This window comes from Atopobium sp. (assembly GCF_034113385.1).
Taxonomy (GTDB): domain Bacteria; phylum Actinomycetota; class Coriobacteriia; order Coriobacteriales; family Atopobiaceae; genus Atopobium.
On record NZ_JAXEXL010000014.1, the window covers coordinates 43,440 to 65,434 of the forward strand.

20 protein-coding genes are annotated in these 21,995 nt (G+C 48.2%); 1 reads left to right on the plus strand and 19 read right to left on the minus strand.

Annotated elements, in window-relative coordinates:
• Window positions 1–22: 22 nt before the first annotated feature.
• The 5 genes from SPD80_RS04690 to hpf all read right to left on the minus strand — a co-directional run bounded on the left by SPD80_RS04690 (window position 23) and on the right by hpf (window position 4,038).
• A complete protein-coding gene (locus SPD80_RS04690) occupies window positions 23–799 on the minus strand; it encodes an NYN domain-containing protein (protein WP_320604162.1) in 777 nt (258 codons plus the stop codon).
• Window positions 800–807: 8 nt separating this feature from the next.
• Window positions 808–1,299 carry a hypothetical protein gene (locus tag SPD80_RS04695; RefSeq protein WP_320828707.1) on the minus strand — a complete coding sequence of 164 codons (492 nt, stop codon included), beginning with the start codon at window positions 1,297–1,299 and terminating at the stop codon, window positions 808–810.
• 11 nt (window positions 1,300–1,310) lie between these two features.
• Window positions 1,311–2,366 (minus strand): NAD(P)-dependent oxidoreductase, encoded by a 1,056-nt coding sequence (locus SPD80_RS04700; RefSeq protein ID WP_320828708.1) that lies wholly within the window; start codon window positions 2,364–2,366, stop codon window positions 1,311–1,313.
• Between the two features lie 102 nt (window positions 2,367–2,468).
• Window positions 2,469–3,473 (minus strand): DegV family protein, encoded by a 1,005-nt coding sequence (locus SPD80_RS04705; protein WP_414429694.1) that lies wholly within the window; start codon window positions 3,471–3,473, stop codon window positions 2,469–2,471.
• Window positions 3,466–4,038 (minus strand): ribosome hibernation-promoting factor, HPF/YfiA family, encoded by a 573-nt coding sequence (gene hpf / locus SPD80_RS04710; protein ID WP_320828710.1) that lies wholly within the window; start codon window positions 4,036–4,038, stop codon window positions 3,466–3,468. The genes SPD80_RS04705 and hpf overlap by 8 nt, the downstream gene beginning before the upstream one ends.
• A gap of 231 nt (window positions 4,039–4,269) precedes the next feature.
• Between hpf and SPD80_RS04715 the strand changes: the two genes are divergently transcribed.
• Complete coding sequence (locus SPD80_RS04715) at window positions 4,270–5,388, plus strand: ATP-binding protein (RefSeq protein WP_320828711.1); 1,119 nt, start codon at window positions 4,270–4,272, stop codon at window positions 5,386–5,388.
• 76 nt (window positions 5,389–5,464) lie between these two features.
• Here the strand turns inward: SPD80_RS04715 and SPD80_RS04720 are convergent, their stop codons facing one another.
• The 14 genes from SPD80_RS04720 to SPD80_RS04785 all read right to left on the minus strand — a co-directional run bounded on the left by SPD80_RS04720 (window position 5,465) and on the right by SPD80_RS04785 (window position 21,924).
• Complete coding sequence (locus tag SPD80_RS04720; RefSeq protein ID WP_320828712.1) at window positions 5,465–6,448, minus strand: substrate-binding periplasmic protein; 984 nt, start codon at window positions 6,446–6,448, stop codon at window positions 5,465–5,467.
• A gap of 311 nt (window positions 6,449–6,759) precedes the next feature.
• Window positions 6,760–7,515 (minus strand): ComF family protein, encoded by a 756-nt coding sequence (locus SPD80_RS04725; RefSeq protein ID WP_320828713.1) that lies wholly within the window; start codon window positions 7,513–7,515, stop codon window positions 6,760–6,762.
• A 66-nt stretch (window positions 7,516–7,581) separates the two neighbouring features.
• Complete coding sequence (locus SPD80_RS04730) at window positions 7,582–8,796, minus strand: CPBP family intramembrane glutamic endopeptidase (protein ID WP_320828714.1); 1,215 nt, start codon at window positions 8,794–8,796, stop codon at window positions 7,582–7,584.
• Between the two features lie 55 nt (window positions 8,797–8,851).
• Window positions 8,852–9,934 (minus strand): TatD family hydrolase, encoded by a 1,083-nt coding sequence (locus SPD80_RS04735; RefSeq protein ID WP_320828715.1) that lies wholly within the window; start codon window positions 9,932–9,934, stop codon window positions 8,852–8,854.
• Between the two features lie 9 nt (window positions 9,935–9,943).
• Window positions 9,944–10,867, minus strand: a complete 924-nt coding sequence (gene rsmA / locus SPD80_RS04740) for a 16S rRNA (adenine(1518)-N(6)/adenine(1519)-N(6))-dimethyltransferase RsmA (protein WP_320828716.1) — start codon at window positions 10,865–10,867, stop codon at window positions 9,944–9,946.
• Between the two features lie 3 nt (window positions 10,868–10,870).
• A complete protein-coding gene (metG, locus tag SPD80_RS04745; RefSeq protein ID WP_320828717.1) occupies window positions 10,871–12,478 on the minus strand; it encodes a methionine--tRNA ligase in 1,608 nt (535 codons plus the stop codon).
• Between the two features lie 48 nt (window positions 12,479–12,526).
• Window positions 12,527–13,456 carry a 16S rRNA (cytidine(1402)-2'-O)-methyltransferase gene (gene rsmI, locus SPD80_RS04750; RefSeq protein ID WP_414429695.1) on the minus strand — a complete coding sequence of 310 codons (930 nt, stop codon included), beginning with the start codon at window positions 13,454–13,456 and terminating at the stop codon, window positions 12,527–12,529.
• Between the two features lie 9 nt (window positions 13,457–13,465).
• Entirely contained in the window at window positions 13,466–14,509 is a 1,044-nt protein-coding gene (locus SPD80_RS04755) for a glycoside hydrolase family 5 protein (RefSeq protein WP_320828718.1), read from the minus strand.
• A gap of 58 nt (window positions 14,510–14,567) precedes the next feature.
• Window positions 14,568–14,990 (minus strand): 6-carboxytetrahydropterin synthase, encoded by a 423-nt coding sequence (locus SPD80_RS04760; RefSeq protein WP_320828719.1) that lies wholly within the window; start codon window positions 14,988–14,990, stop codon window positions 14,568–14,570.
• The gene (gene mnmA, locus SPD80_RS04765; protein ID WP_320828720.1) at window positions 14,977–16,041 is read right to left on the minus strand and encodes a tRNA 2-thiouridine(34) synthase MnmA; all 1,065 of its coding nucleotides are present in this window, start codon (window positions 16,039–16,041) and stop codon (window positions 14,977–14,979) included. Before mnmA ends, SPD80_RS04760 begins: the two co-directional genes overlap by 14 nt.
• Window positions 16,042–16,062: 21 nt before the next feature.
• Entirely contained in the window at window positions 16,063–17,115 is a 1,053-nt protein-coding gene (locus SPD80_RS04770; RefSeq protein ID WP_320828721.1) for a S66 peptidase family protein, read from the minus strand.
• 43 nt (window positions 17,116–17,158) lie between these two features.
• Window positions 17,159–18,712, minus strand: coding sequence for a C69 family dipeptidase (locus SPD80_RS04775; RefSeq protein WP_320828722.1), 1,554 nt, complete (start codon window positions 18,710–18,712; stop codon window positions 17,159–17,161).
• A gap of 45 nt (window positions 18,713–18,757) precedes the next feature.
• Window positions 18,758–20,320, minus strand: coding sequence for a MoxR family ATPase (locus SPD80_RS04780; protein ID WP_320828723.1), 1,563 nt, complete (start codon window positions 20,318–20,320; stop codon window positions 18,758–18,760).
• A 20-nt stretch (window positions 20,321–20,340) separates the two neighbouring features.
• Window positions 20,341–21,924, minus strand: coding sequence for a VWA-like domain-containing protein (locus SPD80_RS04785; protein ID WP_320828724.1), 1,584 nt, complete (start codon window positions 21,922–21,924; stop codon window positions 20,341–20,343).
• Window positions 21,925–21,995: the final 71 nt, after the last annotated feature.

Here is a 21,995-nt window from a genome sequence, read left to right on the forward strand (position 1 = left end):
GGCTGCCCTACGTGCACGCGTCCTACTCGCAAAAACCGTCTATGACAGCTGTCCCACTCTTTTGGTCGGTATGAATTTTAATAAAACCATAAGAGCTTGCCTCATTAAGAAGTTTGGTAAAACTACGATATCCATAACTGCGCTCCGAGAATTGCGGGCGCTTACGACGCATAGTGCTCTTAAGTTGCGATGCAAAAATAGCAGAATCACTTTCTGACTGCACGGCATCAATAGTCTCAAATAACAGCTGATAGCACTCGTGTTTCTCGGCAGGAACCTTAGCGGTAAAATCAGGAATGCGCCCTGCACTCATAATATCCTCGTAGTATATGAACTCATCGCAGTTTTCTGCCAATAATGAGCTGGTAGAAGCCTTCATACCTACGCCAATTACCTGCTTGCCAAACTCTTTAAGTTTAGACACCAATGGAGAAAAGTCCGAGTCGCCCGATAAAATAGCAAACGTGTCAATATGCTCACGGTTTAGGCACATCTCTACGGCATCCACAGCCAAACGAATATCTGCAGAGTTTTTGCCGGTATACGCACGATCAGGAATCTCGATAAGTTCAATGCCGAGTTCATGCAAGGGTGTTATGGCAGTATCAAAGCGCTGCCAATCACAGTAGGCGCGCTTCACCACAATCCTGCCCTTATCAACCAAGCGCTCGAAAATACGCTTAACCTCGGGAGCAGGACCGGGTTCCTGATGGCCGTTACGCTTACGTTTACCTGTACCAAGCGCTAGGTTTTCATAATCAATAAACACAGCCATAGAGCTTTGAGTTACATCATTCACAAAAAGGCTTATCCTTTCTTAGAGGTTTGAGCGTCATGAGCATTGCTATGAGTAGGTTGCTGCACGCTCATAAGTTCAGGCTCGGGGCCCTTACCCTCTTTCCACTCACGCCGTGCTTTTCTGCGAGCATCCGCATGAGCATCCTGTGCTGCAGCTACATGACGCTTATTAGTATTAAAAAACTTGTCCACAAATTTCCAGGGACCGATGGACTCCCCAAAGGCAATCTTAAAACCAGCCATACCTCCAGCAATCATGCCAAAAGTAAAAGCAGCCAAGGTAGTCCATCCCGTTGCCCATACAATACCAGACAGCGCAATGCCCGCCACAAACCATGCAATGTTTGCCAAGAGGTAATCCCGGCGAGTAACCAGCTTGTAGCCATATGACTCAGCAAGGTGCTCACCTAAAACCGTGCCAAAAACAAAGAGCACTAAGGCAACTATGGCAACACCAAAACTGATATTGCTACCTGCGGCCTGCTGTAAAGAATCGCCCACGTTACAAACTCCTAGTGATGGTGGTGATGACAGTGTGTCCCCTGTGCATGCTCGTGATTACAGCCACATTCATGACCTGCATCGTGATTATGCTCATGGGCATGACCACAGCCACATTCCTCATGGGGATTATCTTCATCCACTATATCTAAGACAGACCAATCCAAGCCAGCGGCAGCGGCTTGTGCTTCTTCTGCATACAGTAAGGCAAGTGCCTGTGTGCCCAAACGAGCACCGTTAATCTGACAAAGAAGATCATACAAGGTGTAGGCAGTCTCTACCCCAGGAAGAGCAAGGTCCATATCCTGACCTTCTGCCAAAGCCAAAGAAAGATCTTTACGCATGTGCTCATTAAAGAACCCAGGACGATAATCACCCTTGGCGGCCTTAGGACCAAGCTCAGTAAGCGCACGAGAAGAACCCATGCCGCTGCCAACCATTTGTAGCACTTGAGATGCATCTAAGCCGCTCTGCTGAGCCAGTGCCAAAGCATCTGCCATACCAACCATGCACGAAGCAAGGGACACCTGATTACATAGCTTTGCAGCTTGACCCTTGCCAGCACCGCCAAAATAAAAAATCTTATTGGTAAAGGTTTTTAGAACGGGTGCTACAAAAGCAGCATCTGCCTCAGAAATACCTGCAATAGCAGTAAGCGTACCAGCTTCTGCACCAGCCTGGCCACCAGTAACAGGACAGTCAAAAGCATGCATACCTAACACTTCTGCTGCATCATGAATATCGCGAGCCAAGCCAGGAGCAGAGGTGGTAAGATCCACCAACCATGCGCCTTGTTGAGCAACTTTGAGCAAACCATCATTTGCTAGATACACATCTTCTACGTCAGTGGGATACCCAAGCATGGTAAAGACTACATCCGCCTTAGCAGCAGCTTCTGCAAAAGAAGATGCCCACGTAGCACCACGGTCGATCAGACCTTGTGCTTTGTCCTTACTACGGTTATACACAGTCAGGCTATACCCTGCATCCAGAATATGACCTGCAATAGGCGCGCCCATAATTCCAGTACCAATAAAAGCAACATGCTCAATCTTTGAATGTGCCATATACCTGCTCTTCTCTACCAATGCATGCTCGTAGCTACTCCGCCAACAGTATGAGCAATGCTTACTCCACAATGACTGGTTGCGAGTATCTACCAACCAACGTTACTTTGAGTTCTTAATCTTGCGCGCAATACGATCTGTCAGTGAGATCTTCTCGCGGCGATCCCCACCCCAAAAAACAAGTGCCACCATGCCTGGCCCCACATGAGAACCAATAACAGGGCCAATTTGACTACGAATAATTACTACATCTTCGCAGCCAGGCTCCTTGCGGATTTCCTTCTCGAGCCAATCGCCGTCCTTCTCGGAATCCGAGGTAGCAATAGCAATGGGGAGTGAAGAATCATGTGAGTAGTTTTCTTTAAAATCCTTAATGATGGCGCGCAAGGCTTTTTTACGACCACGACACATGCCGCGTAGCGTCAAAGAACCGTTGAGGTCATAAGAAAGCTCAGGCTTAATATCCAGCTTGCCACCCACCTGAGCTGCAGCCGGAGGAATACGACCACCAGCAGCCAAGGCACTAAAACTATCCAGCGTAAAATAGCCTTGAATAAAATAGCGAGCGTCACAAGCCCAGTCATACAACTCACGAGCAGAAAGACCATTGCCTGCCAGACGCACTACCTCAATAGACAAGAGCTCTGCTGCAGCAGATGGACACAAGTTATCCAACACGTATAGCTCAAAGTCTGGATAGTTCTCTTTAACCATAGCGGCGGCCTGCCGCGCAGCATCAATGCTGGACGACAGACCACCAGTTAGTCCCATATACAGCGTTGGCAGACCATTTTGAGCTGCCTTAGTAAACACTTCCAAGTAGCGTCCAGGCGTTACGGCCGAAGTTGTTGCGCGAGCTCCTTTACGCATGCGGTCATAAAACTCATGGGCCGTCATAGACTTCCAGCTACCGTCAAAGTGCTCGACACCATCTATAACGTAGGGAAACTCAATAACCTCTACACCCAATTGGTTGACTACATCAGGATCAAAGTCTGCACACGAATCTACAATGATGTGACAGGTCCTATGCGCATGGAAACGCTCAATATCATCACCCGCCAAGTCCATAATGGAGCCGGACGATGCCTCGGAAGAACTACTCATTTACATCCTCAATCTTAGGCTTAATAATGCCGTATCCGCCATTATGACGACGATACACCACGTTGATAAGACCTGTAGTTGCATTCTCAAAAACATAGAAATCATGACCGATAAGGTCAGTTTGCACCAATGCCTCTTCTTCAGTCATAGGAGACAAATCAATGACCTTCTCGCGAACTAGCTCATCATCCTCAGGTTCCAGCAGCTCCGATAAATCAGAAACCTGAGGCTCTACATTAGGAGCAGCAGTGCGCTGACGACGATCAATGACGCGCGTCTTATACTTGCGAAGTTGACGGGCAACCTTATTTGCAGCCTCATCAACTGCAACATACATATCGGTAGATGAAGCTACCACGCGCACGACGTTATCACGAACAAAAACTGTTACTTCTACCGATTGGGAATTGGGATTAGAAGGATTTTTATCTACACGCAAAACAACGTCACAAGACATTGGAGAAATATCAAAAACCTTAAGGGCATCACCAATCTTTTCTACTACTGCTTCATGTAAAGCATCAGTAACCGTGGTCTTACGCCCAGATACCTTGATATCGACCATAATGTACCTCCTTGCTTGTAAAAAATGCTTACTCGGATGTAAGCATCTTCTTACTTGAGACGTACCCTAAATATGTGTTGATGTTTCACCTATTTTGGCATAAATACGCCTACGGACCCTATCGGTATGCGACAGGCATATTTGGTACAATTTAGTATACGTTAGTATACATTGACACACGTACCGTTTTTATAGCGCAGTTTTTACACCGTCTTGTTAGGAAAAGCTCTTATGGTACCCAATCCTTTTAAACCTACTGCTGGCAAACGACCTCCTGTGCTAATTGGCCGCGATGCCATGATTGAAGATTTTGAAGAAGGGCTCGATAACGGCGCTGGTGCACCCGGCCGGCTGATGCTGCTCACTGGCAACCGTGGTTGTGGCAAGACGGTGCTCCTTCGTGAACTGCAGCATATTGCACTGGAACGAGGATGGAAGGTGATTTCTGATACGGCCTCACCTGGCCTCTGTAACCGCTTAGCGGAAGCGCTCAGGAGCAGCAAACCACGTGTCACCGCAATGGAGATTGGTCCGAGTTTTGGTCGCCTCTCGGTTGAGGCGGCACGAGCCAAAGGCGAAACGTTACGTGAGTTGGTAAACACCCGACTTGCCTCCATGGCTTCGGGCAAAGGATTGCTTATCACGATTGATGAGGCACAGGCATCCTCTATCGAGGAACTTGCAACACTTGCCGTACTCTATCAGCAGATTCTTGGCGACCAAGAAGCAACGGGCCTTCCTGACGATAAACAGCGGGGCCTCGCCCTTGTGTTTGCTGCTCTACCCAGCATGGTGGACGACCTACTTGAAGAGAACAGCATAACGTTTTTACGCCGTGCTCAGCAGCGAACACTTGGCATGGTGCCGCAACCAGAGGTGCGCGATGCGTATCGCCAAACCATCAAAGCATCTGGTTTGGAAATTGCATATGAGGTTGCCGAGTATGCAGCTCAAAAAAGCATGGGACATCCCTACATGGTTCAGCTAGTGGGATACTACATGTGGCGCGCAGCAGCACGGCGCAAAGCCTCAGCAATTACATTCAGCGATGTTGAACTTGGTTATAAAGATGCAGTGTCAGAGTTTTTTGAGGCTGTTGACGCACCGCTTTACTACAGCTTACGCAGCCCTCAACGCCTATTTATTGAGGCAATGGCACACGACGGACAAAAGCCATCTCAAATGGCAGACATCGTCAAACGCTGCAAGCATACACAAAGCTGGGCAAGCAAATACCGCGCCAGCTTAATACGCGAACGCGTCATTGAGCCGGCAGGCTATGGGCTGGTGCGCTTTGCCGTACCTTTACTGGACGAGTACATTCGCGAGAAAATCTTCTGGCACGACTAAAACAAGACATACCCGCGCGAGCGCAAAAGCAAGTTCCTAAAACGGCACAAGGCGCTATTTTTGTTAAACCAACATGCTACAGAATTGCCGCATTGGAACCAGCACTTGAACCGTTATTCTCACCAGAGTTTGTAATGGTATCCGTAGGTGAAGTATTTGTATTTGTGCTGGTAGTTGTTTTATTTACGTTAAGAAAAATATCGCTGATTTTGGTTTGGTCAGAAAGCGAAGGCATGCTGCCAACCCAACGCGTATGTATGAGCTTTTGCAAGCCCTTATCGGCAACCGTTTTGTAAGCTGTATCCAAGGCACCCATAAGCTCAGTGTTAGAGCTAAGAACCGCAACGCCCATGAAGGAGGGGCTATCAATAGTGCCTGCAAACGCTACATTGGAATACTTGTGAGCTAATGCTGAGCCTGGACGAACATCGCACAAAACGTACGCTACTTCATCCTTTTGGAGACCTTCAAAAGCCTCGTTAAGGCTCTGATACTCTTGTGTTATCACTTTAAGAGAAGATTCCTCAAGCATGGTTTGAGTAGCCGAGCCACTTTGTACACCAACTTTTTTACCAGAGATGTCTGTTGCTTTTGCTACAGTACCCTCACCCTTGGTAAAGAAACCCGTTGCAGAAGCGGTATACGCACCCACTACACTCACATCTGAAGAGGTATCATGGGCACCTACGTTCATGACAATATCGCAATCTTGACCAAGCGCATCTGTGCTAGCAACACTCACAAATTTGACTTGCAGGCCCAAGTGCTCAGCCAACGCAGATGCCAAATCAATATCAATACCTTGATATGCCGCATCCCCCGTAGCAGTAGCATAGGGAGCCGTGGTGCTTGCTGCAGTTAATCCAACAGTAAGCGTTTTTGGAGTTACCAAAGACGTATCTGACACGCGAGGAGTCAATGCACTAACCTGCGCTTGGTAGGCATCGGTTACGGATGTTTGCGTAACCTGACCTACAAGAGGAATGGAACAACCAGTTAAACCAGTTGCACAGAGAGCAACAAGCGATGCAGCAAACACGGAGCGCAGCTTTGTATACATTGCAAAAATCCTTACGTATTCGTTTAATCAGTTGTCTCCCACCAGCTGACCTGGTATTTGACCCCACACTCGCATACTGGAGCGTTTGCGCGCATGCCACAGCATGGTTACTACTAACTCTCTCGCCCGCGAGACGGTATGCCTCTTACATAGTACGGACGGTACGACTTACTTCTAGGACGAGCCATGCTCGCTTGAGTGCGCACACCCAAACTTACGTGGATCCTTTTGACCTCGTCTGCCTTGGACTAAGGTGCCCTATGGCACCCGCAACCACAGCCTGGTGAAAGACCAGCACATTATACCAGCAGCTACCATACTCTTGAAAAGCCGCATCCAATAACCTGATTAATTCCTGCAGATTTGAGTGCCTGCGCACACGCACACATACTTGAGCCGGTAGTTACAACATCATCCACAAGCAACACATTGGCGGCACGTACATCACCAATAAGCTCTATGGTACCTGCAAGGTTTGCGGCACGCTGAGTTTTGTTAAGCTTTCTTTGGTCGTCTGCCTCATGACGAACTAACACATCTACCAGCGGAATATCTATAAAAGAACTCAATGCGCGGGCGACAAGCTCCATATGATCAAAGCCACGCCGCACAAAGGCTGTATGGGTAGCCGGCACAAACATCACCGCATCAAGCGCTGCTAGATTGATATGTTTCCACCCCTGCGCTTCATCCAACGCAGTTGCCATTGCTGCAGCCATAACGGCCGCTAGCCGTGTCTCGTGCTCATCCTTAAGCGCAGTTACCATATGCGCACACGTTCCCATAAATGAAGTAGCACAAACCACGCCGTCCAGCGCTTCCCAATTATGATTACACGAAGAACAAGTAAGCCAGCCAAAAGGCGCGCCACAATCTAAACACGCCCATCTCTGATTTATCCACGCAAGGGTTTCTCGACAATGCGCGCAAAGAAGTTCGCCTTGAGCATTGCAGCCAATACAGCGAGTTGGCCACAGAAGCTCACTCGTGGCTGCCATACATGACGAGAAAAGCGATGCTCGTTGCCCTGATGTTTGAACTGGTGCTTGAGTTGCTATAAACGACATACGACTCCCTGCTACTATGCAAAGGAGTCGTATGCTTAGTATACGTATTTGCGGTGCGTATATACTTTACAAACCCATAGGTCTAGGTGGGCGGTTATCCTGCTGTTGGATGGGTGGGTCAGTAGGTACAGCAGACGTAGCGTCTGATGTGTTTTGAGCACGAGGCGCAGGGTCTTCAAGGCTTGAAAGATCATAAAACCCTGTTGGCGGCACAGGGACCGAACGTGCCTGAGAAGGCGCGGGTGCACCAGTTCCAACAGAGCGAGCCATACCTGCCACCTGCGGCAGAGAAGAATCGAACTGAGCAAGCACTGCTTCTGTTGCCTGTTCAGCACTATTAACTGCAGCTACAAGTTCTGGGCTGGTTATTACCAACTCATTGCCATTCTGATCGAGCGTTACTACATCAGAAAGCCAGCCACAATACGGTGTTGAGGTGCTCTTAAATATACGGAATGCGCTCACAACGAGCGGGATTTGCAGCACGATGATAACCAGATAATATATGGCAACCATTACGCCCTCTTCACCGCTGGCAACATAACTTATTTCAACCGACTTGCTCACCAAGGCCCCACCGGACAACAAGATGAAATCCCATAAAAAGTGAATGAATGCAGAACCCCAAAAACTAACACGACGGATTGCCAATGCCGAGAAAAACAAACCTAAGATACCCGTTTGTATTACCTTAAGCACAAGCTGGGCAACATTAATGGCGGTAAGCTGCGTATTAGGTGTTACGTGCATAATGCCAAAGATGAGTGCCGCAATAAAAATGCCCGCATAAAACCCTTTACGCGTTTTGCCAAAACGCGCAAGAAGCCCACCTAACACAATGCCGCGATACGTTGCTTCTTCGGAAATACCCACAAAGACACAAAAGATGAATGTACGTGCTACAGAAGCAGGCCAGGTGCTAATGATTGTCTGTTCTCCAGTAAAGACAGCGATAAGAGAGAGCAGCAGCTGAAGAAGGGCCAAAACAATAAAGTACTTACTTTTGCTCAGGGTGTAGAGGATATCCTCTTTGCAAAAAGCAACAGCACGCTTGCCCCCCAGTAACATGAGAAGAAGCACACTCGCAAAAGACGACACGCCAACAAGTAACATAGAAATCGTATCGACACTATCGCCGATATCAGGCACGCTTCTTGTAGCTAGTATTACAGCTATCGTATATACAACAACAACGCCAAAACTCAAAGCTTGCAACAGCACAAAGACAAGTGTACAAAGCGTGAGCATAAAACGGCGATGCGGTTTTACAAAATAAGTCATAAGCCGTTGTCCTTATCGATTGCTCATGGTAATTCTTATTAAAATACCCTAGCTTTTATGGCACCGCAAAAAATCTATGAGCGTTATCCCACAAAGCCTGGTATGTTTGCTCACGCGTTGCCTTGCACGTATCCTGCTTAACCTGAGCAATGCAATCCACCGTATGCATAATCATGGACGTCTCACATTCCTGCCCACGCAAAGGAACAGGTGCCATATACGGAGAGTCTGTCTCGGATAGTATGAGGTGCAAGGGCATCATTGCAAGGGCCTCACGAATATCATTCGAGCGCTTAAAGGTACATGCGCCACCAAACGCCGCATACACACCCTTGGCAATAAAGGGCTGCAACACGTCAGGTCCATCCGTATAGCAATGCAGCTCAACACCTTGTTTGGGTACGCCCACCTCTTCCAATGCTTCCAATACAAGCTCATGTGCAGCACTCGTATGTGGCTCATGAGCATTACGTACATGCAGCTCTACACAACGTTCGTACTCGTGGGCGATACACAATTGATCAAGCAAAACCTGTTTTTGAAGTTGGGCAGAAAGCTTGTTGTAAGGGCCAAAATCAATACCAATCTCTCCCACACCCACGCAGCGGGGACTGCTGAGAAACGCCTCAAGTTTGGAGCGTGCTTGTTTTGGTGCATCCATATATGCCTGCGCAGAGTACGGATGAGCACCCGCAACCATATAGATGCTCTCCAACAAGGGTGGCGTGTTTTCATACCCTTTCACCTCTGGGATAACAAGGCCTTCTTGCGCACATAGGTCCAAAAGCTCATGTGCCTCTTCTATCTGCGCATCAATCCAAGCGCTGCAATCCGCTACCGTAACAAACTTGCGTGGGATTTCATCCACGTGGTCTAGCGGAACAACCAACAGGCGTACTCCTGCCAAAGCGGCACGTGCAAGTGCTGCAGCAGCAGTGGTTTCTCGATAGCTTGTTATATGTCCATGCGTATCTGCCACAGGAGCCAAAGGACAAGCAGCAGGAGCAGGATGCTGCTTCTTGTCAAAGAATAGCGTTCCCTCTTGAATGCCTAAAGCAGCTGCAACACCCTGCGTACGAATAGCAGTATGCAAGACCTCTTTTTGAGAAGCCCAGCGTTCTTGAATCTGCGTTGTCATAAAGCTCCTTTACGCGCTGTGCTGATACTGTGCCAGCGCAAAAGCAAAAGCAATAAAGTCAGTGGTAGAAAGCGTTTCCGCACGAGCTGCAGGATTAATGCCACAAGCTGCACAAGCCGCATCAATGTCATCCTTTAAGAAACCCGATGAGCTCAATGAATTGCGCAAAGTCTTACGGCGTTGTGCAAAGGCACCATCAATAACCTGAGCTACTTGTTCAAGTTCTTTTTGCGTAAGCGGTGCTTGCGTTTCTGGGTGGAGTGCTGGCGTGCGGTCTATACGCACAACCGCAGAAGTAACATGAGGTGGTGGAAAGAAGTTACTAGGGCCAACCTCAAATCTACCTGTAACTGCGCCATACAATGACAGTTTTGCTGTATAGGCACCATAGGCTTTGGTGCCAGGAACAGCAGCTATGCGATCTGCTACTTCCGCTTGCACCATAACCACAGCACGAGCAAGAGTAGGAATCTGCTGGAAAAACTTAAGCAGCACCGTTGCAGCAACTTGATACGGCAAGTTTGCCACAAATATATTGGGCATGATGGATAAAGCATTTGCCTGGTTGCCCAGTATGGGTGCCAAGGCTTCTGCAAGCATGGGTTGCTCTACCTTAAGAGCATCACCTTGTACCAAGGCAAACCTCTCTTGATGCTGTGCAAGTGTGGACGCATATACCTGCGGAAGCTCTGGATCTGCCTCTATGGAACACACAGCTTGAGCACGAGGAAGCAGCGCTGCGGTAAGCGTACCAATGCCAGGGCCAACCTCAAGTACAATGCTTGAGCTTGCATCCAGCTCCGCCAGTTCACAAATGTGGCCAATGACGTGGTCATTTACAAGAAAGTTCTGACCAAGGCGCTTCTTTGTGGCAAGGCCAAACTCTTCCAAAACAGCACGTGTTGCACTTGGTGTTGCAAGAGGCGAATACACAAGCTACTCCTTTTTGGCAGCAAGCCGAGGGAAGAGCGCATCACCCTTGGTTACTGCAACATGAGCTGCAATACCACCCCACACACATGCTTGAGAAAGATTGTCACACGCAATCTGGTCTTCAAGACTCATGCGACGCAGAACCTCTGCCGAGGTAGTAGGCATAAACGGCGTAAACAGCAGGGCGCTTATACGAATAGCTTCCAAAAGATCAGCAATGATGTTGCGCAGTTCCTCTGCACGCGCTGCATCCTTAGCAACATTCCAGGGAGCACTATCTTCAATAAAGTGATTAGCTGCATGAATAAGCTTCATGACAACGTCCTTTGCCCCAACGTAATCCAGCTGTTCCATACAAGCGCAGTACTGATCCACCAAACCAGTTGCTGTTGTGCGCAACGTACCTGTATGGTCCAGCCATCCATCAAGATTGGGAGTAGCGCCACCAAAATATTTTGCGCTCATGTTAAGGGTGCGAGACACCAAATTACCCCAGCTATTTGCCAAGTCAGCGTTATATACCTGCTCCATACGCTCAAAGCTAATGGCACAGTCTTCACCATGAGAAACATCAGTCATGAAGTAGTAGCGATACCCCTCAATACCCAACAGGTCAATCACATCGGAAGGAGCAATGGCATTGCCACGGCTCTTGGACATCTTTTCTGCCGCACCAGTCTGAGGGTTGCGCACGGTAAGAAAACCGTGGGCAAATACATGCTCTGGCAAAGAGACACCAATTGCCATGAGCATAGCAGGCCAAATGACGCAATGAAAACGAATAATATCCTTGCCTACCAGATGGTATTGAGCAGGCCAAAAGCGTGCCAACTGAGCATGAGCTTCATCGTCCTTTGTGCCATAACCAACCGCAGTCATGTAGTTAAGCAGCGCGTCAAACCAGACGTAGGTAACATGTTTGGTATCAAAGGGAACAGGAATACCCCAGTCAAAACTCGTGCGAGAAACGGAAAGGTCCTGCAGACCACCCTCTACAAAACTACGAACCTCGTTCATGCGAAATGCGGGCTGTATAAAATCAGGATGCTCCTCAAACAACGCAAGTAAAGGCTTTTGAAATGCAGAGAGCTTAAAGAAGTAGGACTCCTCCTGCACTCGCTCCAAGGGACGACCACAATCTGGACAAAGATGCTGGCCTATGGTGTTGTGTTCTTCATCAGATTTACGGACTTGATTCTCGGTAAAATAGGTCTCATCAGGAACACAATACCAACCATCATAGCTACCTTTATACAGATAGCCCGACTCCTGCATCTTATTCCAAAGATGCTGAACTGCTTTGAACTGACGGCTATCCGTAGTACGGATAAAGTCATCATTGGAAACCTCTAACTGTTCCCATAAACCCTGAAACAGGGGAACTTGGCTGTCACACCATTCCTGAGGCGACAGGCCATGGTTAGCCGCCGCTTCTGCAACCTTTTGACCATGCTCGTCCATACCCGTCAAAAACTTAACGTCATACCCCATTGCACGACGATAGCGCGCTTGCACATCTGCAAGAAGCGTGCAGTATGCAGTCCCTAGATGAGGCGCAGCATTTACATAGTAGATGGGCGTAGTGATGTAAAAAGGCTTTTTATCTGCCATAACGTAAGTCTCCTAATGACGGATTTGGCATGGATAGACGCAAGGTAATTATTGCAAGTTCTGATTGTACTGCACGATGAGGTCATACGCTTCAGAACGTGGAACACCAAATTGTTTGGAAAGGCTCTTTGCAAGCGCGGATTTTGTCTGGCCTGCTTCCACACCTTGTGCAAGTGCCTCTTGGAGCGTGACAGGAGCATCTGAGGCTCCTGCAGACTCTGCTTGCAGCTGAGAAAGCTCTTGTGCCGAGGGTTGTGCAATCACAATAACGCACTCCCCACGCAGATTTTCTCGCCGAGCAATACATTGAGCAAGCTCAGGCGCTGGAGCACGAACCACCTCTTCGTGCACCTTAGTAAGCTCGCGTACTAAAGCTACCTGACGCTGGGGAAACACCTCTGCAATAACCGCAAGGGTAGCTGCCACACGATGCGGAGATTCATACAGCACCAAAGCACCCGGAATAGATGACAATGCGGTAAGACGCCTGGATTGTTCACGTGCTTTCCGAGCGAGAAACCCTTCAAAAAAGAAGTGGTCCATGGCAAAGCCCGAGGCTACCAAAGCACAAATAACAGCAGAGGGACCTGGAATTACTTCAACTTTAAGCTGAGCATCCAGGGCAGCATCTACCAAATACTGACCCGGATCAGAGACACCAGGCATGCCGGCATCAGAAACAAAAGCGATGCGTTGACCTGCATACAAACGCTCAAGAACCGACTGCGTACGAGAAACCATGACGTTATCATCGCACCGTTCCAGCGGCACATGAATATCAAAGCGGCTCATAAGCTTGGCGGTAACACGCGTATCTTCACACAGTACTACATCGGCATCTTTAAGCGTCTGAATGACACGCGGCGAGGCGTCCGACAAATTGCCAATGGGCGTCCCTACAATAGATAAGATACCTCTGTCAGAGTGATGAGGCTGCTGCTTGTTGTGCTCTGCTTGAAGCATGGATTGACCTGTCATGCCGCAACCCTAACGAAGCATGTCACGCTCAAAGTTGGATAGTGCAATGCGCGCATCCCAACCGGGCAATCTATTGGATGTCTTCCATGTTTGGAAAAACCATGCAGGACAAACAGATAACAAGCTCATTTGCTGGGCAACAAAGAGGCGCTCACGCGCAATGCGCCCCTCAATAGTAGTTGTTTTACCTGGCATAGAAAGAGCGGCGGACCACTCACCTACCATAACGGGCAAGCCGCTCGTACGTGCTTGCGCAAGTGCCTCCCTGCTAGCGCTCAAAAGCTGCTGGGCATTTGTTCCACCTGCCGAGAGAGGCATGGAGGTTGGACGATACAGATGGGTATCTAGCCAAACATTCTCGTAACGACTGGATGCCATAAAATGCTTCCAGTTGCTATGACGTCCGGCATCAGAAAAAACAATAACGGGCCCATTACCAGCACATCTACGAATTTCTGCATACGCATCACGATAAAGATTACGAAGATGCGATAAAGGCATACCTGGCTCCACGTTTAAGCCACGGCGGCGCATGGTCACCACCTCATCTAAAGGCTCAATGCCCAAAAAGGAGCTACGACCAACATAGCGCGCAGCAAGCATGCCCACAATTTCAAGCAATGCCTTACGACGAGCAGGAGTAAAGTCTGTCTTCATACGAAGCGCGTTACCGGTTTTCTCGGCACCGGGAGCCAGCACAATAGTGATAAGGATTTTAATATCTGATGCCTCTGCCCATTCAAAGGCCTTATCCACATACTCGATTGAAGCCGTATGAAAACCAGGCAATGGCCCGTCTTCGCCAAACACATACCAAGGCACCGGTAAGCGCACGGCATTATAGCCACGGGCGGCCATTTGTTTAAAATCAAACTCTGTAATAAAGCTTTCTACATGCGTATGCATAAGCTCAGCATATGCTTCACTACCCAGCTTGTTTGCCAAGGCAATGGGATCAAGCGTTGAGGTTTTTGCAAAGAGCTCGGGGGTTACCCATGACTCAAGCATGAGCCAGCCATCAAGGTTTACGCCTTGCAGTGCTTTTTGCGTCATTGGTGCCTCCTTTGCATACGTACTAGCACTACCTTACTACAGTTTAATAAAGATATCGTTATGCACAGACATAGCTTGCACAATTTAAAGGCGTTTCATACATGTCCACTTGCGAGACGGGCAAGCCTTTTTGCTTAAGCTGCTGAGCAAAGTAATAAGCTAGGTTTTCTGCCGTAGTGCGGAAAGGCAAGATGGTAAGCGAGAAGCCCTCGTCTACAAGACAGTCAAGCGTCTGTTGCTTAAGTGAGCCTTCTTCAATTAAGAAGGTGTGGTCAAGGCTTTCTGCCAGCGCACGAACCTCTTTTTTAAAAACACCAAAGTCCACAACCATATCCTTCATGGTGCCCATTTGCTGTAAGTGCTCTTGTGCAAGGTACACAACTACACGCCAGCGATGACCATGCAGATTCTCACACTTACCGTAGTAGTCTGTTAAAAAATGCGCTGAATCAAAAGCAGCCTCAGTTTTAAGTGCGTACATGATTCCCCTTTATAATGATGCCGCCGCATACCACGCGATTGCCATCGTAAATAACAACAGACTGACCAGGCGCAATGGCGCGGATTGGCTCATCTGTGTGTACGTGAAAACTTTCCTGCCCCGTCTTGGTAATGGTTGCTGGATGGCGATACCCATGATAGGACACCACAGCATCCGCATGAATAACATCTTCCGAAACACCCGAAGGCCAGAGTGCCTGAACGGCATCAAAATCCTGGCTAAGCAACGCCTCTGTATCCCCCATCACTACCGTATTTGATACGGGGTCAATATCTACCACATACATGCGCTTACCAAGAGAAATATGTAGGCCCTTACGTTGACCAATCGTGTAATGAGCAATGCCTTTATGCCTACCTAATACGTTGCCATCCATATCTACAATATCACCCGCACAAGAATTAAAACCCTCTTGGCGCTCAAGGAAGGCTGCATAATCTCCGTCAGGAACAAAGCAGATGTCTTGGCTATCATGCTTGTGAGCGTTATCAAAACCACAGCGCTCTGCAATAGCGCGAACCTCATCTTTAGAGGCAATGTCACCCAAAGGAAGAAGCAAGTGTTCAAGCACTTCTGGCACTGCTGGATAGAGCACATAGCTTTGATCTTTAAGAACATCTGCAGCTGCATATAGCTGCATAATGCCGTTCTCATCTTGCTGCGTGCGCGCGTAATGACCCGTTGCAATATACTCACAGCCTAAAGCCTGAGCACGCTTCCATAACAGACCAAACTTGAGCCATCGATTGCACTGAATGCAGGGATTGGGCGTAGCACCTGCAGCATAGCCCTCTACAAAACGTTTGATGACCTCTTGATCAAATTCACGCGTAAGATCAAACGTCAGATGAGGAATGCCCAGCTTAATGCAAACCGACTTTGCATCGATAGCATCTTCCAAACGACAGCAGGTGCTATTACGCGCAAGCATCATGGTGGCGCCTATGCACTCATGTCCTTGTTCAAGCAATAACTGAGCAGCAACCGAAGAATCTACCCCGCCGCTCATTGCTACAAGAACCTTACTCATACCTCAAACCTCGCAACCTGCCTATACCATCGTCATTGAGACGCACAACGCATCCTCTTTAAACTCCACTGTGCCCAAACTGCCACAAACCAAAGGCATCATAGGAGGAAGATGCCCAATATCTGCATTAAGAATAACGGGAACCGTGTTGTTTATTTCTGCACATGCCGATAAAACCGCCTGCTCTTGCGTAAGACCAAATGCTTGATCATGCTTGCGAAAAGGACGACCAAAAACAAATGCTTGAGCCTGAGAAAACCAACCAGCCTCTGCCAGTTGCCAAAGCGCTCTGCGCACTTGTATGGGACCTAAATCACAAGCCTCTAAAAACCAAATAACGCCATCAGAAGCATACCGTTCATTAAACTGAGCCACATGATCAAAGCGCGTTCCACACAGATTGATAAGAACATCAAGGCAGCCACCAAGCAAACGACCTTGAGCGCGCAGCGTACGCGCAGGCGCACCACTCACAAAGCCAGCTATATCTGACGGCTCTGTTGTGTTGTACGGCACAAGCGGATGCTGCTCGTCCTTACGTGAGCACAACTCCCAGCTGTCATATGAATGCACCGATAAGGTTTGACCTGCTTGAGCAGTTGTTAACAGCTGCCAAGCATCTTTGAGCGCTGGATGCCATGGCTGCATACCAAAGCTCGAGACACAGGGAGCATACAAAAAAGCAACATCACACATTGTTGTAAGTAAAAACCCAAAATTGGTATTGTCGGAATATCCCATAAACCACTTGGGCTGAGCTGCGGCAAGCCTCTTAAAATCAAGATGAGACATAACCTCATTCATGAGCTCGCCGCCGCCTGCAGAAATAAGAACGTCATCTTCAGAGCCACCATAGGCATCCATAAGTTCTTGCGCACAGCGCTGCGGCGTAGAAGAAATACCTATGCCATCATTGGCACGAACACAACTCCATTCATGCACCGCATAGCCACGCCTCATAAACTCCTTGTATGCAGAGGCCGTCGCAGAAATATACGGCTCAATAGTAGCTCCAAAGGAAGGAGCTACTACGCCAATTGTTTGAGAGGGAGCAAGCCGGTGAGGATACTGCACGCTATTCCTTATCTACGCTGTCTTTGGTACGTCCAAGCTACCCTTACGCATCAGAGCGAGAAAAACCGTTGTGCATGCCAAGGCTTGCATCAAACAAGACCTTATCGAGCACATCGTCCGTTTGCACCTTGAGTTCCTCCACCAATTTTTGATTGGTAAGAGCCAGCTCAGAAGCAGCCTCTTCATACGAGAGGTTCTTCTCGATAATGGCATCATCACAGCGATTAAGCAGGGCACGCGCAGCAGCACCAAAGGCTTCTTGGTAACGCTCAATATGTGAAGAGCACTCACGATAGTGAGCATCTGCCAAAGCAGCTATCAAACGATTGGCCCAATAGAAGCTCTCACTCGTTACACGAGCCGTTGTGTTAGAAAGATACTCGGGGTTCTCGTTAGTGTTGGCGTACAGAGGCACCATAACGTTAAATACGTTGGAGCCGTAGGCAAGCCACTCAACAGCCTGAATTGCCTGGGGCATGTAAGGTCGCAGCTGAATAACAAGGAGCTCGCCGTTGCGGTTAATGCCAATAGGACGATACTTACCACGCAAAGAAGCATCCCCATAGTGACCATAGGGATCGTAGGGAGTTCCCTGATAGTGCAGGGAAAGGACATACTTTACATCTTCGATGCTGATGGGGTTCTCGGGCTCAAGACACCAGGGGATGTCATCATCCTCGGGCAGCCAGCCAGCACCTTTTTGATCCCATTCCATATGAGGATTAAGCACGCGATGCATATTCCAAGAACGTGGCGTGTTGTATACATGGTCTGCATCAGACTTGCTACCAAACGCAAGGCGCGGATTAAAAATGGTATGACCAGCTTCTGGGTCTACATCAATCCAGCCTAAGCTCAACTCGTTTGTGCCATCCAGCTTGTCAAGGCGATACTTCTTAATAAACTCACGCAAATCTGCACTTGCCATACAAATGCGCTGCTCGCCCTCTGCATCATCCAAATCAAATGCATCAATGCCCAGCTGGTTAGGCATGGTTACATACATCTCATCAGGGACACGTCGTGCAATCCAGTGATGGCCACCAATGGTTTCAAGCCACCAAATCTCCTCCGTATCAGAAAATGCAATGCCGTTCATTTCATAGGTGCCATACTGCTCAAGAAGCGCACCCAAACGCTTAACACCATCGCGAGCAGAAGTGATATAAGGGAGCACCAGGGTAACCATGTCTTCCTCACCAATACCGCCCACAACTTCAGGCTGATAGTCCTTATCGCCAGGCTTGCCCTGAGCAGGACGATATTCAACCAAGGGGTCGGCGCCTAAAACACGCTCATTAGAGGTGATGGTCTCTGTTGCTGTCATGCCAATGTTCTTCTCATTAACACCAGCAGCAGCCCAAATACCGTGGCCATCTACGGCTTCTGGTACCGAGGTGTAGCGCATAGGATTCTTTGGCAAGGGTATGGATACATGACTCAATACACTTGTGTACGTACGAGGCTGATCAGCAGGTTGAACCACCTTAAACTTTTTGGGATTAAACTCAGTAGAACCTGAGTCCTCGTTGCGCGCAATGATGGTAGAGCCATCGAGTGAGGCCTTCTTGCCTACCAAAATAGTTGTACAAGCCATTATCTTGTCCTTTCTACAAAGGTTTTTACACAAAGTAACATACACCTATAAGGTAATCTCTTGGTCTTTAACAAGAGTCTGAGCTTCTTCTAGCAGGTCAAGACCACGTTCATAAAACATGAGGTTTTTACTTTGCTGCACAAACGATGCCAGAGGATGTGCAGAAACAAATGACATGAACGTCTGGTCACAAGAAAGACGACTTACCATCACAAGCATCTCTTGCCCGCTGCCAAAAGCGCTCTCTAAAAATGCTAAACCATTATCCACATGCGTCGTAATAGCACGAACATCATCTACCATTGTGCGGCAAGCGTTGTTGAATGCCTCCTTAGTTGCCGAGAAAACCATGGAGCCCGCATCTTGTCCTGAAGTGTTTTGCGCAGAGGATTCCATTGCTGCACGGTGTGCCTGTGTACGAATTTGCTCCCAAATAGAAACAGTGCTGGTTAATTCAGCGAGCTGCTCGGAAGACGCCTTGCCCGCATTTTGCACCTCAACCAACTGAGTGGTAGCCTGCGCAACACATTTGTCAATCTGAGCGAGCACATCTGCCGCCTCAGAGCCATCAGTTGCAGACGCTAACGCCAGAAGCTGATGCTTGATTGCTCGACAGGACTTCTCGTACCTTTGTTGCGCATGAACTTCATGCAGTATAACCGTAATAAGCAAATTAACTACGGCAATGCGCTCATCAAAGGGAGCCGCACTTGCACGAGAACGTATAGCAGCATCCACTGAGCCGTCTAAGATATCAGATACTTTATAGTCATCTTCATACTTATGGAACAAATCTAGGTATAAAGAAAAATCCTCGGCAATGCGCGCATCCTGAATGTACTGAGAAATAAGGTTCAGATCTACGGCAATGCCTTCCGCATCATATGCGTAAATCATGCGTGAAAGATCTTCCCAGCCACGTGCCGTAACAATACGTGCGCCCGTTGCCGCAGCACGAACCTTGTAAAAAGCCTCAGGTTTATTGGATAAGAAAGTAGTAATAGCAGGGTGAACGCCATAAGCAACTGCATAGTTTTGCCAAACATCCAGGTTTGCTTCTATATCTATACGCTTCATGCGATCCATCATCGCAGGATCAAACTCCCGTGCCGCACGATTGTACTCAGGTGGGTTTCCAGCACATACAATTACCCAGCCTGCCGGCAGTTGATGTTGGCCAAAGGTTTTATGCTGCAAAAATTGCAGCATAGCAGGCATAAGAGTCTCACTCGCACAGTTAATCTCGTCTAAAAAGAGCACACCCTCAGGTACACCGGTTTTCTTTATAGCGTCATGAACTGCTGCAATAATTTCACTCATGGTATAGCGAGAAACGCGATATTGCTGACCATGAAACTCGGAGCTATCAATGTAAGGCAAGCCCAAAGCAGATTGGCGTGTATGGTGCGTAATGGAATAGCTCACAAAATTGATGTGCATACGCTGAGCAATTTGGGCAACAACGGCAGTTTTGCCAATACCGGGAGGTCCCATAAGGATAAGGGGGCGCTGCATCATAAAGGGAATGCGGTAAGCACCAAGCTCATCTTTGGATAAGTAAGCTTTAATTGCACCCTCTACCTGCGATGTTGCTTCACTGATGTTCATGTACGGCTCCTTAGATGAGCTTAATAAACGGACAGAGATTCAAACTGACCAGCATTAATAGTAAGTTGAATGGCCCATGCAGGCACCAAATCAGGGCGATGATCTTCATCATAAAAGACAAAGGCTGTCTTGAATGGTGGCATAGCTTCTGGATAGATACCCCAGCCATCGGTAAAGTAAATAACCCCCGCTAAATCATCAAACTCGCCTTTTTGGCGTAGTTCCTGAATGTAGCGAAACGCTGGCCTAAAGTCAGTGCCGCTCAACCCACGTAGTTCAATTTTTTGCCGCCACTGATTCATTTCCCCTACACTGGTAATCTTGGTATCACTACGTACTTGCAAATCACACTGGATGATATGAACATTAATCTTCTCAAAAAATGACTCTGTGCTGCAAAGCACGTCGTAGGTGGTGTCTACAAACTGCTGCACAATTTTGCCCGTAACCGAGCTGGAAGTATCAATCACAATGACAAAGTCACGGATACGATTTTTATTGCTGTATTCCAGCGGTTCTATGAGCGGCATATCCTCATACAAAGACAATCCATACGTATAAAAGATGTAATCAAACTCATCGTCCGATAAGCGCATATCCTCTTGATAGGTTGCAAACTGACGTAAAAACTCACGATAATCCACTTCTTCATGCTGGCTTACCATAAGTTGATGCATAAGTCCCCGTAGCTTGGAGCCACGCTCACGCGAGAGCGTCTCTAGATCCACACGCATGGACCGCGCAGCCTTAGACCAACGCTCTTCCGCGCGCTTCATCTGTTCTGGCGTAAGCGATATGTTTGCTTCTTTTGCAGCAGCATGACTGCTGGGTTGTGGCTGGCTGCCAAACTCAGATGACGGAGATTCAGCCTGCTCAGGCATTTGATCTTGCGGTACGGTACCATCTGAATCTGGCTGGCTGGCGCCATGGGCAGCAGCGTCTTGCTTGTCATAGGCTTCTTGTGCGCCGTTTGCACCTTCTGCCGTGCTTGCGCCTTCTGCTTTGCCTAACCCTTCAGATCCGCTTGCCCCTTCAGATTTACTTGCTCCACCAGGTTGTTGGGGTGTTGTCTGAGGCTTGGAGGCAAACCACAATGCATGATCATCCACAAAAAACAGTGGCTGCCAAATGGGCAGCATATTGGCATATCCACCAGTACTAAAACTGTGATACAGGCGTTCTGCAGTCAGTTTACCTGCAAAATCATCATACAAAGACTCTAAAATGGCCTCGATTTTATTGCCACGCTCACCTGCACGAAGACCTACAATATCTGCCACAATCATCTCTGCAATAATGTCACATGCCAGACTCCATGCAGCGCCATGCACATGCGTCCCCACAAAGGGATGCAAGAACAAACAGTGAGCAAGAACGTGAACATAATCATGCACGGGAGGCTGTTGCTTATTCAGATACGTAGAAATCAAATGATTGGCATCTACAAAAAGCGTTGTCCCATTAGTAGAAAAACTCTGCGCTTGCTCACATACCTCAAGCTGCAACAAGCCAATAGAGCCCGCCAAAAAGTGATTATTTGCCACAAGTGTCCCTTGCGTAAGCTGCATAATACGCATCGCAAGGCTCTGTTTTTGCACGTCCACGTCCACCTCCTTTATGAATCGTAGCTCACACAACAACCTGCCTCATATACCTTTTTGCCATACTACTGCAG

Bases quoted from the DNA above. Each gene is read 5' to 3' on its own strand.
- SPD80_RS04700 (WP_320828708.1), bottom strand. From the start codon at position 2,366: ATGGCACATTCAAAGATTGAGCATGTTGCTTTTATTGGTACTGGAATT.
- SPD80_RS04705 (WP_414429694.1), bottom strand. From the start codon at position 3,473: ATGAGTAGTTCTTCCGAGGCATCGTCCGGCTCCATTATGGACTTGGCG.
- hpf (WP_320828710.1), bottom strand. From the start codon at position 4,038: ATGGTCGATATCAAGGTATCTGGGCGTAAGACCACGGTTACTGATGCT.
- SPD80_RS04715 (WP_320828711.1), top strand. From the start codon at position 4,270: ATGGTACCCAATCCTTTTAAACCTACTGCTGGCAAACGACCTCCTGTG.
- SPD80_RS04720 (WP_320828712.1), bottom strand. From the start codon at position 6,448: ATGTATACAAAGCTGCGCTCCGTGTTTGCTGCATCGCTTGTTGCTCTC.
- SPD80_RS04725 (WP_320828713.1), bottom strand. From the start codon at position 7,515: ATGTCGTTTATAGCAACTCAAGCACCAGTTCAAACATCAGGGCAACGA.
- SPD80_RS04730 (WP_320828714.1), bottom strand. From the start codon at position 8,796: ATGACTTATTTTGTAAAACCGCATCGCCGTTTTATGCTCACGCTTTGT.
- SPD80_RS04735 (WP_320828715.1), bottom strand. From the start codon at position 9,934: ATGACAACGCAGATTCAAGAACGCTGGGCTTCTCAAAAAGAGGTCTTG.
- metG (WP_320828717.1), bottom strand. From the start codon at position 12,478: ATGGCAGATAAAAAGCCTTTTTACATCACTACGCCCATCTACTATGTA.
- rsmI (WP_414429695.1), bottom strand. From the start codon at position 13,456: ATGACAGGTCAATCCATGCTTCAAGCAGAGCACAACAAGCAGCAGCCT.
- SPD80_RS04755 (WP_320828718.1), bottom strand. From the start codon at position 14,509: ATGACGCAAAAAGCACTGCAAGGCGTAAACCTTGATGGCTGGCTCATG.
- SPD80_RS04760 (WP_320828719.1), bottom strand. From the start codon at position 14,990: ATGTACGCACTTAAAACTGAGGCTGCTTTTGATTCAGCGCATTTTTTA.
- mnmA (WP_320828720.1), bottom strand. From the start codon at position 16,041: ATGAGTAAGGTTCTTGTAGCAATGAGCGGCGGGGTAGATTCTTCGGTT.
- SPD80_RS04775 (WP_320828722.1), bottom strand. From the start codon at position 18,712: ATGGCTTGTACAACTATTTTGGTAGGCAAGAAGGCCTCACTCGATGGC.
- SPD80_RS04780 (WP_320828723.1), bottom strand. From the start codon at position 20,320: ATGAACATCAGTGAAGCAACATCGCAGGTAGAGGGTGCAATTAAAGCT.